At 35.0% G+C, this 14,843-nt stretch carries 14 protein-coding genes; 1 reads left to right on the top strand and 13 read right to left on the bottom strand.

The window, feature by feature from the left end; translation table 11 throughout:
• Window positions 1-190: 190 nt before the first annotated feature.
• From cas2 to QM481_RS06785, 13 genes are all read right to left on the bottom strand, one after another.
• Entirely contained in the window at window positions 191-454 is a 264-nt protein-coding gene (gene cas2, locus QM481_RS06725) for a CRISPR-associated endonuclease Cas2 (RefSeq protein WP_166577561.1), read from the bottom strand.
• A 68-nt stretch (window positions 455-522) separates the two neighbouring features.
• Window positions 523-1,527, bottom strand: coding sequence for a type I-B CRISPR-associated endonuclease Cas1b (cas1b, locus tag QM481_RS06730; protein WP_283381168.1), 1,005 nt, complete (start codon window positions 1,525-1,527; stop codon window positions 523-525).
• 37 nt (window positions 1,528-1,564) lie between these two features.
• The gene (cas4, locus tag QM481_RS06735; protein WP_283381169.1) at window positions 1,565-2,104 is read right to left on the bottom strand and encodes a CRISPR-associated protein Cas4; all 540 of its coding nucleotides are present in this window, start codon (window positions 2,102-2,104) and stop codon (window positions 1,565-1,567) included.
• Window positions 2,101-2,649: a transposase gene (locus QM481_RS06740; RefSeq protein ID WP_283381170.1), complete on the bottom strand. Its 549-nt coding sequence runs from the start codon at window positions 2,647-2,649 to the stop codon at window positions 2,101-2,103. The genes cas4 and QM481_RS06740 overlap by 4 nt, the downstream gene beginning before the upstream one ends.
• A gap of 663 nt (window positions 2,650-3,312) precedes the next feature.
• Entirely contained in the window at window positions 3,313-4,371 is a 1,059-nt protein-coding gene (locus QM481_RS06745; protein WP_283381171.1) for a CRISPR-associated protein Cas7, read from the bottom strand.
• 22 nt (window positions 4,372-4,393) lie between these two features.
• Entirely contained in the window at window positions 4,394-5,719 is a 1,326-nt protein-coding gene (locus tag QM481_RS06750; RefSeq protein WP_283381172.1) for a hypothetical protein, read from the bottom strand.
• 2 nt (window positions 5,720-5,721) lie between these two features.
• Window positions 5,722-7,890, bottom strand: a complete 2,169-nt coding sequence (cas3, locus tag QM481_RS06755; RefSeq protein WP_283381173.1) for a CRISPR-associated helicase Cas3' — start codon at window positions 7,888-7,890, stop codon at window positions 5,722-5,724.
• 2 nt (window positions 7,891-7,892) lie between these two features.
• Window positions 7,893-8,474 carry a hypothetical protein gene (locus QM481_RS06760; protein ID WP_283381174.1) on the bottom strand — a complete coding sequence of 194 codons (582 nt, stop codon included), beginning with the start codon at window positions 8,472-8,474 and terminating at the stop codon, window positions 7,893-7,895.
• A 6-nt stretch (window positions 8,475-8,480) separates the two neighbouring features.
• A complete protein-coding gene (cas6, locus tag QM481_RS06765; protein WP_283381175.1) occupies window positions 8,481-9,146 on the bottom strand; it encodes a CRISPR-associated endoribonuclease Cas6 in 666 nt (221 codons plus the stop codon).
• Between the two features lie 463 nt (window positions 9,147-9,609).
• On the bottom strand, window positions 9,610-10,536 hold the full coding sequence (locus QM481_RS06770; RefSeq protein WP_283381176.1) for a helix-turn-helix transcriptional regulator: 927 nt from the start codon (window positions 10,534-10,536) through the stop codon (window positions 9,610-9,612).
• 32 nt (window positions 10,537-10,568) lie between these two features.
• Window positions 10,569-11,399 carry a CRISPR-associated endoribonuclease Cas6 gene (gene cas6 / locus QM481_RS06775; RefSeq protein ID WP_283381177.1) on the bottom strand — a complete coding sequence of 277 codons (831 nt, stop codon included), beginning with the start codon at window positions 11,397-11,399 and terminating at the stop codon, window positions 10,569-10,571.
• Window positions 11,400-11,576: 177 nt separating this feature from the next.
• Complete coding sequence (locus tag QM481_RS06780) at window positions 11,577-12,293, bottom strand: MBL fold metallo-hydrolase (RefSeq protein ID WP_283381178.1); 717 nt, start codon at window positions 12,291-12,293, stop codon at window positions 11,577-11,579.
• Window positions 12,294-12,314: 21 nt separating this feature from the next.
• On the bottom strand, window positions 12,315-13,517 hold the full coding sequence (locus tag QM481_RS06785) for an MFS transporter (protein ID WP_283381179.1): 1,203 nt from the start codon (window positions 13,515-13,517) through the stop codon (window positions 12,315-12,317).
• Window positions 13,518-13,961: 444 nt separating this feature from the next.
• Here QM481_RS06785 and QM481_RS06790 point away from each other — a divergent pair, with 444 nt between their 5' ends.
• A complete protein-coding gene (locus tag QM481_RS06790) occupies window positions 13,962-14,843 on the top strand; it encodes a LysR family transcriptional regulator (protein ID WP_283381180.1) in 882 nt (293 codons plus the stop codon).

The raw sequence follows: 14,843 nt of genomic DNA on the forward strand, positions 1-14,843 counted from the left end.
ATAAAATAACACTTTTTCCCTCGAAAAAACTAGAAAAAAATCGTCGATGTGTAATGATAAGATTTACCCCGTACATCGACGACTATTGATTATCAGAAACTTAACTCAAAAACCTATCTCTTTGATTGATAAAATTTCAGTATTTCAATGAACTTTATAAGACTCGACGACTTGCGTATATCATTATACGTCATAAAAAATTATCCGTACTCATACGCTCTACTCCTATCACTTGCTTGTCAAGCCAACGCTCATTCCTGCTCTTAAAGATAATCAAACTATCTTCATTTTCATTCATGATTTTTCGTGCACCTATCTCTAACTCCTTCAACTTTACCTCCGTAATTTCCCCCTCAAATACCGAATTTTGAATCCAGTTTAAATACTTTCGGCAATGTTTCATCATTTTGCTTACTCGCTTTTCTCCCATATCATACACCAAAATTACATACATATCAATCAAAGTTTTAATTCCATCAGCTTTATTCACTAAATTACTCATTCACAACTCACTAATTGGCTTTACCACATCATTTTAAAAGGTTTGTAAGTCTCTATTCCCAAAATATGCTTGCTGAGTTTATAACACTCCAATTTTACTAGGTGCTTGTAACTAACGTTGCGTCCTAATGTTCGATGTTTGAATGTCTCTTTTAATCGTTCGTCAAATGCTTGTACAAATACCTTCTTAGCGCTGTCTTTCAATACACATCTGTTGGTATCCTGCCGAAAATCGTTTGCTTGTATTTGCTTTTTGTTCAAAACACTAAAAATTGTCCTATCTACCAACAATGGCTTAAATATCTCCGAAATATCCAAGGCCAATGAATATCGTCGCACACCCGGCTCATGCAAAAAACTAATCGTAGGGTTCAATTGAGTATGATAAATTTGATCCAAACACATCGTATAACACATCATATTGCCAAATGAAATCAAGGCATTTACTTCGTTTTTGGGAGGTTTTTTACTGCGATTTCCCATCTCAAAATCATTGATTATCGTATCAAAAGCATCATAATATGCCTGACGAATATTGCCTTCTATCCCCATTAATTCATCGACCTTTTTGGCCCTTTCAATCAAAGAAACGTAATTTTCTATACGTTCCAACGAACTGGTAACATCTTTACCTCTACTCTGGTAATATTTCAAGTTACGACTCATATTAAACGCCGCTCCATTAATCAAGGTCTGGGCAATAACCATTCGTTTTTTATCCGAAATATAGTGCTTGGTTTGCTCTACTTGCATTTTGCCTGCCAACAGGTAATCTTTAGACATAAACGAGCCAGTGTAGTGCTCATAATAGTCAAAAAAATGTACCGATATATGGTTTTTACCCATAAAATTAAACAAAGCGCTATTGGCATCCAAACTTCCAAAACAGTATAAATTATCTACCGATTCAACAGGTATTGGGCGAACTTGACCTTCATTCCCATGCTCATCTACAGGTGTAAAGTACAGCGTATTATCCTTACGACTCATACGCCCAGGGTTAAATAGGTAATAGGATTTTTTCATGTTGTCAAAAGGTTTATATTATGGTGTTCAAACGATGTTACTCTTCTATTTCACCAGACCAACAAAAATCAAAATAGCTACATGAACGGCATTTGGATATAGATAATTTGGGTGGACAGACTTCTCGGTGAATAATCTCGGAAACATCTTTTATCCAATTTTCAATCTCTGACATTTCATCATCAGGTAATTCAACCCGTTCGGTTGTTCGTAGTTTTGGGTATTCAATAATGCCATAATGTGCTGGAATACCATTTTTTCTCAATAAAAAGAGATAAAATTTCACCTGAGCCACATGAGCTCTTTCCTTCGCATCCGACTTCTTGGTCTCATGAACAATGCCCTTTTGAGCATCAAAAAAATCTATCTTTGCCGAAGCTCGAATGCCACCATCCAACTCTGCTAAAATCTCTAATTCTTGATTTTTCTCAGCACGCTGCGGGTAGCTCTCTTCTCCAATAAGTTTACCTTCATAAACCACATCAGAGGTATGCTCCATCGTAATACCGTTGGCATGAAGCCAAAGTTTTCGATGACAAAGATGAAAGTAATTGATAAGCGTAGCGTTGATGTTCATGGTAGAAAGAATTTGTCATCTTCCCAACTTTCAGGGTTGGAATAAATATAGTTAGAGATTTTTTGAAAACTATCAGTACCCTTAATAATATGCTCCCAATAGCGTTCTTGCCATGCAAAACCCAAAGAAGGAAATACTTCATTAATATGCTTGGTGCATACTGATTTGAAAGAACGAATAACTACCGGAATACCACTTGCTTTAGGAGAAATAGATTGATAATACTTGGTCTGTTTTTTAACATTATTGACAGCCGTTTCCTTAGGTTCTCTCAGTGTACCAATATCAATTATCCCATGAATATGATTAGGCATTACTATAAATTCACCTAAAGTTATATGAGGAAAATGCTTAGGAATTTGATACCAAAATCCTTGTACCAAGGCTCCTATACTAGATAATTTCATTTTTTTATCCTTACATTCTCCAAAGAAATGCTCCCGATTTTTTGTACAAATAGTAACAAAATACATTCCTTCTCCATTGTAATCCCAAGAAGTTAGCCGTGTAGATTCTATCCGATATTTGTTTTTGAATAACGCCATATTTTCCAAATTTATAAATGTAAAACTCGTAGAGACGTTACAGGTAACGTCTAAAGAATGTCGATACCTTGAGATATGAAAACGTCCTCTGCTATAATTCCAAAACGTCACCACCAATTAATAACCTATCTATACGAAAATTACGCAAAATATAACGTAGAGATGTTACATGCAACGTCTAAAGAATCTCGATACCTAGAAATATGAAAACGTCCTCTGCCATAATTCAAAAACGTCACCACCAATTAATAACCTATCTATACGAAAATTACGCAAAATCTAACGTAGAGACGTTACAGGTAACGTCTAAAGAATGTCGATACCTTGAGATATGAAAACGTCCTCTGCAATAATTCAAAAACGTCACCACCAATTAATAACCTATCTATACGAAAATTACGCAAAATCTAACGTAGAGACGTTACAGGTAACGTCTAAAGAATGTCGGATACCTTGAGATATGAAAACGTCCTCTTCTATAATTCAAAAACGTCACCACCAAGTAATAATCTATCTATACGAAAACCTCGAAAAATCTAACGTAGAGACGTTACAGGTAACGTCTAAAGAATGTCGATACCTAGAGATATAACTTACATCCATAATTCTCATTTGGCATGAAGACGTTGCATGCAACGTCTCTACGTTTCATTCCGCTCATTATTAATTTTCGTAATCAAAATCAGAGAGAAGTTGGATAAGATGGGCTTCTGCTTTTTCAAGGGCGTCAGCACTTCCAATTGAGCCTGCTATATAGCTTGATGCAATTGGAGTAACAAAAATTGATGCTTTTGTCGTTTCATCAATTTTAGGAACAGCCGTTGGCTTTTCTCTGTCATCTCTTAATTCGCCCCTAATTGCATAGGCAATTTGATTAGCATTGTCACTGACGGCTAATGCTACTGTTTCCATTAAACTAAAAGTACGAGATTGATTAGATGTAATTCTCCAATTAATCAAAGCATTAGCTAATTTAGGTATAATTTCATCTCTTTTACTTTTGGGGCATATTAAGCATTTTCCAAAAATATTTTTCCCTTCAACCCAACCTTCTTCTCTTAGTTTAGCTTCAATTTCAGGAAAAAGCTCTGGTTCTAATTTATTGGTTGACACGCAAAATAGTGTTCGCAAATCAATTGCAATGTCGTAACTAAACAGTCCAGTAGCTCGTGTTTGGTCTTGAATAAATGCTCTATTAGGTAATGACCTATGGTTTGTTGTAAGCCAGCTTTCAAGTTCTTCGTCTGATAGCTTAGTGCCTCTTTTTTTATTTTCTAACCAATAAACTTCTACCTTGTGATGTTCAGGATGTGAAGTTCTATCAAATGTTAAATTTTCAGTTGGATATTCAATTCCTCCAAGTAAAGGATGAAGTGGACGCATTGCTGAAATAGATAATGGGCTACGTCTTTTAACAGTAAAACTTCCACTCTCAGCTTTCATATAACCTCCAAGCAGTTGGTCCGCAAAAGTTGGATCACAAGGAGAATGAGGCTCTTTTTGACTCGCTTTATTCTCTTTTTTATCTATCTCCCAATTGAAAGTCATTGCTGCAAAAGGTAGCTCTAAAGCCTCAATTACAGACCTTTTTACCTGCTGACCACTTGAATAAGCCATTCTCCTTCCAAATTGTGGGTCAATATAAAACTTTTGCCCTTCGTTTACTGCAAATACTGTATGTTCTGCATGACGTAATCCTCTTAAATAAATAAATGGTTTCATGTTTATATTATGTTAAAAAGTTTTAATTCTTTGATTTTTGATATGAATATTCGAATCTGATTAAAGTATTAAATAAAGGGAAGTTATCCGAAGGCATTTTCAAAACTTGCTCTACAACATTCTTGAAAGTGTCAGCATTCTCTTTACTAATAATTTCTACTAATCCGTCTATGAAGTCTTTTGTCGTTTTAGCTTCCATTACTTCTTTTGAAGTTCGGAGCTGAGTATTTTTTGTTTTTTCTCTATCTGATTGATTTGATTCTAAATCAATCAGAGTTTTAGCTACATTTGAAGCTAAGTTTAGTAATTCTGTTTTGTTTAGCATTGCCGTGATCCAAATTTGGTATAATTGAAATAGTTGATATGAATTTTCGTTTGAAAACTTAAATTCTTTCCCTTGAGCGAAATCAACAGAACCTTTAGGCATAAACTCTCGTAATCCTCTTGGTTCTAATGCTTTTAAACCGATTGTTCCAATTTTACAAGCACTCCTGAAATTGAAAAATGTTTCCAACTCACTTATTTGCTTCCGATTTAAAATCACTTCTGCTCTTTCAATAAATAACTTATCTTTAAGTTCATATAGATATTCTATTTCGGGCAAATAAATATTAATAAAGCCTAATGTGGTATTAGTTTGCGATAAGTTATAAGCATAAGCTGTAATTTTTCCATGAAATTGCTTTGTCAATGCAAATATTACCATCGACCAAGCCTTTGTCGGAATGGCTATATTTCCCTGAACCTCAGTTGTTTCAATAGAAAATCCATCAAAAGGTCTATTGATATTAAAATCATCGCTCAAGAAATGGCAAAGCCATTGACCATTCCAAGTTTCAATTTGCTTATCCTTGACTTTTGGTGTTTGTACTAAGTATTGTCTATAATATTTCCAACCTTCAAATAGAGATAAGAGTATTTCATCTTCTTGTAACAACATTACAAAACCACCACTTACTCCAATTCCTAAACCTTGTCCAATCCATGAAGTGTATATTTCCTCTTCATTAATTTCAATATTAATACTTGAAAGTTGCCCTGAAGATGTTGCCTGAATTTCCTCAGCTCCATAACCTACATAAATTGAACCGCTTGGAATACCACTTTCAATTTTTTTTCTAAGATTAAATAACTGAGCTTTCGATTTACTTCCATTTAACTTAATTGCATCCTCAGTTGGTTTTTGAAAAAATGGTGAATTTCCAACGTGCATCAAGTGTTTTTCACTGTCAAAGAACAATGGAAAAAACACTTCGTCAAAAAACTGTTTTGCGGAATAATCTTGAGGCTTTTTTTCTTTTTCTTTGTATAGTAGGAGAAATTTTTTTCCTATATAGCTTGTGTACATATTTAAATAAAGTTATCGTGTTCAACTAATTGTAACCCAAGTAATTTATAATCTTCTTCTGATTGAGGAACTACAAAAGGAAATGCCCCTACTTGCAACTGTTCATACTCTTGTTTTTGCTTTGTAATAGTTTTATAGTTGACTGGTATTTCCAACATGATACGTTCTTCCCAAGTAGCAGTTAAATACTTAGCTCTATCGCATTCAAGAATACAGGTTGCACTTTCTATTTCTAACGCTTCTACTATTACTGCTTTCTTACAATTTGTTAGTTCCTTTATTGAATATGCTCCATCGTTGTAAATGAGATAAATATCAATATCCTTTGTTTCCAATGAAGGGAAAACGTTATCTATTTTTTCTTGTAAAGTTCTCTCCTCAAGCACTTCAAAATTGTCTGGTAACTGCTCATAGCTTGCTCGAAGTATATCCATTTTGTAAGGCAAAACATTTCCTTGAGGTTTTATAACATGTACAGGCTTATACTTTCCAATAGTATCTTTATTACGTTTCCTGTTGACACGACCAAACCTTTGAATAAGTCCATCTAAAGGTGCAGCTTGTGTTATCATTCTATCAAAGCTTATATCAAGACTCACCTCTACAACTTGAGTAGATATAACCAAACATGGCATCAAGCCATTACCAAATTTTTCGCTTTCATCCCCGTTAAATTCGGTCTTTAGTCGAGTTTCTAATACAACTCTGTCTCCTCTTTTAAATCTACTGTGAATCAGCATTACAGGAATTTCAGGAAACATTTCTTTTAAAAACAAGTAAGCATTTTGCGCCTTATTAATAGTATTATATACCATCAATACTTTTTCTTTTTGTTCAAAAGCTTTTTTCAAAATATCGAGAATAATTTCCTCAGCTTCAATTTTTGAAACTTGATGCCTATTAAATGTATCTAAAATTTCATCAGATAGTTTTACTTCATAAACATGGTTTTCTCCACCTAATATTTTTTTGAGTTCATTGTATAAGACACTTGGCATTGTAGCAGTACCAATATGAATTCGACAATTAAGTCTTAGCAGAGTCTTTACAATTTCTAAAACCATACTTCTCGAATAATCTGAGTATGTATGTATTTCATCTAAGATTATATCAGTACCCTCTAAATCTAAAATCATTGTTTCAAAACCTGATGTGCCAAATATAATGGCAGCTAATTGATGCGGTGTAAGCACTTTAATTGCCGAACCTGCTAAAGGTTGTAATATTTGCTCATCAATTTTACCTTTAGTAACAATTTTAGAAGTAGCATGCAGTAAACGAATATCTTCATTTGGAACAGTTTTACAAATCCGTTCCCACATAGCATTTATACTTGCTTGAAAAGGTAATGTATAAAAAACACGACCTTTGCATCTCCTTAAAAGAAAATCTGTCTTACCTGCACCTGTTGAAGCAACTACTAAAGTATGTTTACGATTATCATCTGTTGATACTTGGGAAAGTGGGTAAATTTCATTTTTCCTCTTTTCATCATCATAAAAACTCAAATTCGGAACTTCAAACAAAGGTTTTAGTTTCTGTTCGGTTGCGTGTGTAAAAGCAGAGGCAAAATGGTCTGCTGATTTTAACAAACCACGTGCAGGAGAAAAGCCAAAACCTTTCTTTTTACAATATTTAACGGCATACAAAATCGCTTTTTCGGCATTTATTTTTGAGATTTCGGTTGTGGGCAAATTGAAAATCTGTAAGATTTGTATTCCATACGTATGCCAATTCTCCCAGTCTTTAAGATGATTTTCAATCATCTCATCGCCTTGACTTTCCATCAAATCTAATATTCCTCTTTCCGATGGGTCATTTAGAATAGACTTATGATGACCCACAACTAAATCAATCAAAGAATCCCATTCATTTTGTGGAAAACACGGTAGAAACGCTAATGAAGAAATCTCATGGCGATGAATAAAATCCCACTCTCTACTTTCTTCCAAACTTTCGCCATTAACTTTCTTTATTTTTCTTTGAAAATGTGGATGTGCTTTACCTAAATCATGAATAATTGCTCCTTTCCTTGCAATTTGAACATCAAAATCAAAAGCATATTTTTGAGCAAATAACTCTATTGCTTGCGTTACCTGCTGTGTATGTTCTAAAAGTGTCAAACTACCGTAGTTTACACTTTTTGCTAATATTTGATCAAGAGGTAACATTTTTAGTTTCTTATAGGGCTTCCAAATACCTTTAATTCGCCAAACATCTCTGAAGCATTATCAAAACGATTGTGTCCAACTTTGAAGCCATTTTCAATGTCAGTAAAAATGAGTTCAAAACCATCAATATTGTCAAATTCTAAGATGTTCATTTCTAATAATTCAATAGGAAATACCAAATCTTCATTTCTACAAAGACAAATGGTTTGTGTAAATGCTTTAGAAGCATCTTCTTCATTTTCAAAAGCTAAATACAAATTAGGATTAAGCATAACGCCCCTATTCAAAATACCTAAATTAGTTTTATACTGTCCTTTATCTTTGTAAATATTAATTCCGCCTTTTGACCAAGTTCTTTCTTGTTGTATATCTAATCCTTGATAATTCAAGCGGTATCTTTTTATTTTTAGTATTTTACCATTATTCTCTTCCCCCAACAACTCAGGAAAAAGCTTCTTCTCAATCCCTTCCACGATTGAGGGAGTAAGAAACTGCTGCGAAAATGTTTCACTATCTCTTACCGCAGTCCACGGCTTTATAAAACCGAATTGTCCGCTGTATTTCACTACGTAATATTTTTCCATTGTATCTTAGATTAATGAGCCAAAGCCTATACCCGTTGAATTTCCTACTCCGACATTCCAAGCAAATGCCAGTTGTTCAGGTGCTCCTTTGATAATTACGGGACAAATCGAACCTTTGTTGAATATACCTTTGTAAGTAACTCCTTTAGTAATTGGATTTTGATAAGATTCATCAAACTGAACAGAAACATCTTCATACGACAATCCTGCATCGTTCAGTTTATGCTGTAAGCTCTCGGTCAAAAATTGGTTTGCTTCTTTATCATTGTAATAGAAGAATTTCGACCCTTTCTCTTCAACTTGTGAACGCTTGATAAAAACAGGACTTCCAACCAAAAAGCGGTGCTGGTATTCTAATTCAGGTTCTTTTTCAAGAGTTAAAGCCTTGATTTTCATTCCCCAACCAAAGTCATTGTCTTGCTGAATGCTTTTTATTAGCTGCTTTATGAGTGAACTATCATAACAACTAATAAAAAACTGACTTCCAGTCCTAAAATTCAAACCTCTGCTTCCTTCTTGGCGACCATTTTTTAGCCATGAAAAGGAGTATAGAGATAACTTGTCGTGTATCTCATTTTTGCCAAGCCAATAATGTAATTTACTGACCTGCTGTTCCTGATAATTAAAAGGAACGATAGTTGTATTTTTTGAAAGATTAATGTGCAATCTCATATAGTATATCTCTTTATGTGTTTTCAATTTTCGAAAAATGCTTTCCAAGACATATACCGCAATTTCCTTGCAGGTCAGTCCAAAAACAAAGCCCACAATTTGTACAAATTGTTTTCGGGCGATTGATTAGAATGTCAATGTTGCTCATATTGAGTATGTTTTCATTACACAACAAATGTAATAAAAATAAAAACTCCTATACAAGTAAAACATTAAAATTATTTTCCCTAAATCATATCATTGTCTATTTTATTTTCAATTGTCATCTTCTGAAACTAATTTCGTATCGGTTTTTACCTTGAGGGAATTGAAATATACAAGTAAAGCATTGGCTCGTAAATCAAAGCTATCAATCGTATCCAATGGGTAAAAACCTTATTTATTTTAATATATTGCAATGTTATTTTCTTTTCCCAAACCTACATCCCGACCTACCTCATTATTCCCCACACCCATCAATTTTCTAAAAATTTATTTTCCCAATATGCCTTCGGATATGTTCTATGAGGCTTTCGGGTTCGATGATTTCTACAATATGCTCGTGATAGCCCAAAATAAAATTGGTTAGTCCAAAGAATTTTTCGTTGACATTGCATTCAAAATCATAAACGCCCAACTCGTCGGCTGAGGGTTGTAAATAGGCTTGAGTTAATGGAAAACGTTCTATCAATTCGTTATAACCGCCCACTTTCAGACGGATATGTACCCGTACTTTATGATCATTTACAATTCGAAACGGATCAGTGGCAGTTACATAATGTTGGCTTTCGTGTTGCCAAGCCATACCCTGCAATTCTACTCGCTCTATTCTGGAAATACGGAAATGGCGAATTGCCTTCTTCTCTACTTCAAAAGCGTGAAGAATATCTTCTTTTACGCTTACCTGAAACGGTTCTACCAAGCGGTCGGTTACTTCACTGCTATTGGTTGAGCGATAGTTAATGAGTTTGACAATCTTTTTTTCTTGCTTGGCTTGCTCTAACAAGTTGGCTTTTGAGAGAAAAGTCCTTGAAAATAAGCTACTTCCCAATTTCGAGACATCATATATCGTATTGAGTTTTTCTTGCATACGCTTGGTTCTTTTCTCCGAAGCTTTGGCATTATTAGCAAGAGCATCTAACAAGATTTCCTTCTCTGCCTCTGTGAAAAATAACATATCTTCCAGATGTTCCATGGGCTTGTTCGGAACAATAGCATATCGATATTTTTTATCATATTGAACATCGAATCCTGCGTCTTTTAACTCTTCAAAGTCGCTAGTAATTGCATCTTTACCAATGTTGAACTTCGTTTCCAACATGACTTTGGTATATTGATTCGGACTCTCAATCAACAGCTTGAGAATCGCCAATAAGCGATATTTTGGACTATTATCATTAAACTTATTCATAGTTATTGTCAAAAATAGTGTTGTACTATTAACTACCTCTCCCAAACCTCCACGCAACCACATCCAACGGCACAGTATTTTCCTAGTCCTCCCAAAAATCCTATTTCCAAAAGTCTGGCCGGGGCGGTTATTTCGAAGGTAAAGTTATGATAACCAATAACTTTGGTTTCATCCTTAAGCTTTCCTTCTTTTACGAAGAAACCTCGTTTCTTCACTTTCGTAGGGTCTGATATAAGCTTGAACTTCACTAAACTTTGGGCAATGGTGCTATCTACTTGCAGACTGTCGGTACCTTCTATGGTGCGGTATCGGTCAACCAAGTTGATGGCAAAAAACTCGCTGTAACGTTCGTCTGTTGGACTTAAATATTGGTCTAATCCTTCTTCTTTTCTCGCTACCACCATAGGTGAAATGGTTCTGAAAGACATCGTTACGACTTGATTACCCGTAAACGTATCGAATGGATTAGGCAATGCTTCGACGTTGGTTACGATAAAGTTGGCGCGGTAGTCGCGATTGAATAAACTTACCTCCTGATTCTGAAATAATCCTACGATAAATCCTTCGGCAGCTTTGTCGATATAGAACGATACAACTAACGAAATACTGTCCGAACTGAGTTGTATATACGTGTCGCCAGATTTGATAGGTTTGGTCTTTCCGAGTTGTAATGAGGAAAATGTAAAGTGCTTAAAACTTTTATGGCTATTGGGTACTGCATAACCTTGATTATGCAAAAAGGAAGCATACGACTGGTCCGCCTGATACAAGATTTTATATAACCAAGCTTGTAACGGATACTGATAATTAAAAAGTAGCTTTTGTCTATCTTCGGTCGGTTTAAGATGTAGCCTGAATCTCATTTTTTGGCGTAAAAGTTTAGTTTAATAATGGGTTCTAAAGATGGTATAAATGTAGAAAGATTTCTTGTTTAATAAAAATGAAAACAAGAAATCTTAGTTATGTGAAATTATGACCTGCATAGGAATTCGAAATCCTATTTTACACCTGAGCAAAATGTCATAAAATCGGAAAACAATCTATATCATCGTTTTTTCCATATCATGATAAAGTAAGATTTTCCAATTTTCTTCTTGGGCTTGATGTTTCCATTGAGTTCTTAGATCTCTGGCTTTTTTACCGTCATAATCCGATTTGTAGGCAATGCTATGTTGCCAGTAACTTTCCTGTGGAAGATTATCTGAGCCGAAGAAATAGGTTTCAGCACCGTCTCTAATCCAAAATACTTGTAAATATGATGAGTGCCCTCCTACTACTTGATAGGAGATTTCAGGTGTGAGTATTCCGCTATCTTCATGCATCCAAACCATATTGGTTAGATGTTGCAACGGAGTCAGTTTTGAGAGATTATAGGAGGTACTTTGCGTTTGCAAAAGTGCATATTCATATTCTCTCTGTTGTCCATAAACTTGGGCATTGGGAAAATTTATTTGGTATTTCCCATCCTTGATAACTCCCAAACCATCAATATGATCTTTATGAAAATGCGTCAGAAATACCTTAGTTATTTGTTCGGGACGAATTCCGTCTTTGGCTAACAAATCAAGGATAATTGGACGTCCTAATTCTTCGTGCCCCGAACCAGTTTCGATAAGGATATAATCCGTATTGGTAATTACTAGAAATGGTTGCACTGCAAGTTTTAAACCTTGCTCGTTTATGGCAGAAGTCAATGGGATAAACGCTCGATTTTTATCAACAAAATAGTTGCCTTCTTGTAAGGGGATAATTTTCATATTCTCAAGTGGAGTATGAGCCTATACACTCAGTACACGGCTCTTATTCAATATTTTATTTCTTAAAATAACCATGGTAATGATATTGACAAATGCCAAAACTACCAATAAACTCACAAATTTTTTGACACTAAAATGAGCAATCATATAGCCACTCAATAGAGGTGTCAGCGCTTGTGCGACCATTGGTAAACCCGCCAATCTGCCCATGATCGTTGCATACGAGTCGGCACCAAATATCCACAAAGGTAATGTGCCTCGCAAAATTGAACGCATTCCATTGCCCAAACCAAAACAAATGACAGCTAAAAAGGCTATTTGCTGACTCATTAAAAATAACACCAGTCCTACAAAAATGGTTACTGACGATACCAAAGCTGAATTTAAAGGTGTTTTTTTAGGTAAAATGGCATCCAAAAATCGTATTCCTACTTGACTGGGACCTAACATAGCACCAACACTAATCGCCATAGTCAAGGGAAGTCCATTGTCATTTAAGATTTCTACTAAATGTACAGAAATCCCAGTCATCAAGATAGATCCAATGGTGAAATTTACTAAAAGTATCGTAAACACGCTGGTATTTTCCAAGCCTGTTGGGAGTTCTTGTTGAATATTCGTTGAGGTATTTTCCTCCTCTATCATTTGTACTTTTTCTGGAATCAAAAATTTATGAACTGGAAAAACCCAAACGATAAGAATTCCTGCATACACAAAACAAGCATTGCGCCAACCATAATGATTTAATAAAAACGAAAGTAAAGGCCAAACAACCGTTGTAGTAAACCCTGAAATTAGGGTAACTTGTACAATAGATTTACGGGCTATTTTACCATATTTTTTACCTAAAGTAGCAAAAAGTGCATCATACAAACCCATCGCCATAGCTACGCCAACCACACACCAGCCTAATAAAAATAGCAAAAAATGATGAGATAAACCTATGATGATAAGCCCCGCTCCCATCACAAATCCTGCATATAATAAATTGTAATTTTTAGCGATTGTCTCAATCATTTTTCCTACTTTCGATGCCAACATTCCTGATACCAACATCGCCAAAGACAAGGCGCCATACACCAATTGGTGCGACCATCCTGTTTCTGCAATAATTGGTTTAGCCAAAATAGCCAACAAGAAAAATGAGCCACCCCAAAGTAATATTTGGGTAAACCCTAGGATAAAATTTTTCGGTAATGAAACCGCCTTATATTCGATATTCATGAATTGGGATGTTTTACGTTATGCAACATTCTTCTCAATATCATCCACACTCTAGAAATGCTTCATGATTACACTACAAAGTTGTAGAGAAGTTTTAAATTCGTAAAACGCTTTTTTTCTATCACATCAATCGGTATTTTCGATTTAGAAAAACCTCCTCAATTTCGGATTTTGGATATTTGATTTCGGATTTATAATAAATCCAAAATAGGGAATACCCTAAAACAATTCACAATTACGGCTGTACGAAGGATTCCAAACTATTTCAGATTTGGGATTGCGGATTTCGGAAATTAGGTTAGTTATCTTTATTTTTTAAGAAATGTAAATGATTACATTTCCGAAATCCAACATCCGATATCCGAAATAAACAGTTTTAGAATCCTTCGTACAGTTGTAATTCAAAATTCACTAATTCACAATTCACTAATTCACTCAATCCCCATGGAACTTCGTCAATTAAAATATTTTCTCAGGGCTAAAGAATTACTCAATTTTACAGAGGCCGCAGAGCAACTCAATATTAGTCAGAGCACTCTTTCTCAGCAGATTAAGCAACTAGAGGATGAGCTTGATATACCGTTATTCAATCGTATTGGCAAACGTGTTACTCTAACCGAAGCGGGTGCATTATTTGCAGATTTTGCTTTTCAAAGTATCAATAAGGCACAAGATGGATTGCTGATGCTGAGGGACTTGCACAATTTTCAAACTGGAAAAATTACGATAGGGGTTACTTATGGACTGCGTTATGTATTGACTCCAGCGCTGATTCGTTTTGCAACGCAATACCCACAAATTAAGATAAAAGTCGTATTTGGCACTTCCGAAGAATTGATTGATAAATTAAATCATTTGGAGCTTGATTTTGCCTTAAGTTTTTTTGGGGATATAGCTGTTGAAAAACATTTTGATTATCAAAATCTATTTTGCTCGCCTATGACAGTTGTGACAGCTCCAAATTCAGCATTAGCGCAAAAAGAGATGATAACTTTGGAACAGATTACTCAATATCCATTGGTTCTTCCTGCCAAAGGATATATGACCAGCAAATTTGTTCATGATTTATTTGAGCGCCATGCCCTGTCGCCCAATATTGCGATTGAAATCAATGATATTCCAACTTTATTGGAATTGGTCAAAACAGGAAATTGGCATACGATTTTGGCAAAAACTTCGGTTAGTCAGAAAGACGGATTGGCAACGATTCCGCTGTTGGGTGAAAATATGGACCGAACGGCTATGATTATTTCAACGAAAGAAGTTTATCAGAAAAAGGCTGTCAAAGAATTTTATCGAATTCTGCATGAGGAAATTAACTTGTAA

This window comes from Flectobacillus rivi (genome assembly GCF_030056655.1).
Taxonomy (GTDB): Bacteria; Bacteroidota; Bacteroidia; order Cytophagales; family Spirosomataceae; genus Flectobacillus; species Flectobacillus rivi.

Coding starts and splice junctions, on each gene's coding strand:
- cas2 (WP_166577561.1), bottom strand. CDS start 454: ATGTATGTAATTTTGGTGTATGATATGGGAGAAAAGCGAGTAAGCAAA.
- cas1b (WP_283381168.1), bottom strand. CDS start 1,527: ATGAAAAAATCCTATTACCTATTTAACCCTGGGCGTATGAGTCGTAAG.
- cas4 (WP_283381169.1), bottom strand. CDS start 2,104: ATGAACATCAACGCTACGCTTATCAATTACTTTCATCTTTGTCATCGA.
- QM481_RS06740 (WP_283381170.1), bottom strand. CDS start 2,649: ATGGCGTTATTCAAAAACAAATATCGGATAGAATCTACACGGCTAACT.
- QM481_RS06745 (WP_283381171.1), bottom strand. CDS start 4,371: ATGAAACCATTTATTTATTTAAGAGGATTACGTCATGCAGAACATACA.
- QM481_RS06750 (WP_283381172.1), bottom strand. CDS start 5,719: ATGTACACAAGCTATATAGGAAAAAAATTTCTCCTACTATACAAAGAA.
- cas3 (WP_283381173.1), bottom strand. CDS start 7,890: ATGTTACCTCTTGATCAAATATTAGCAAAAAGTGTAAACTACGGTAGT.
- QM481_RS06760 (WP_283381174.1), bottom strand. CDS start 8,474: ATGGAAAAATATTACGTAGTGAAATACAGCGGACAATTCGGTTTTATA.
- cas6 (WP_283381175.1), bottom strand. CDS start 9,146: ATGAGATTGCACATTAATCTTTCAAAAAATACAACTATCGTTCCTTTT.
- QM481_RS06770 (WP_283381176.1), bottom strand. CDS start 10,536: ATGAATAAGTTTAATGATAATAGTCCAAAATATCGCTTATTGGCGATT.
- cas6 (WP_283381177.1), bottom strand. CDS start 11,399: ATGAGATTCAGGCTACATCTTAAACCGACCGAAGATAGACAAAAGCTA.
- QM481_RS06780 (WP_283381178.1), bottom strand. CDS start 12,293: ATGAAAATTATCCCCTTACAAGAAGGCAACTATTTTGTTGATAAAAAT.
- QM481_RS06785 (WP_283381179.1), bottom strand. CDS start 13,517: ATGAATATCGAATATAAGGCGGTTTCATTACCGAAAAATTTTATCCTA.
- QM481_RS06790 (WP_283381180.1), top strand. CDS start 13,962: ATGGAACTTCGTCAATTAAAATATTTTCTCAGGGCTAAAGAATTACTC.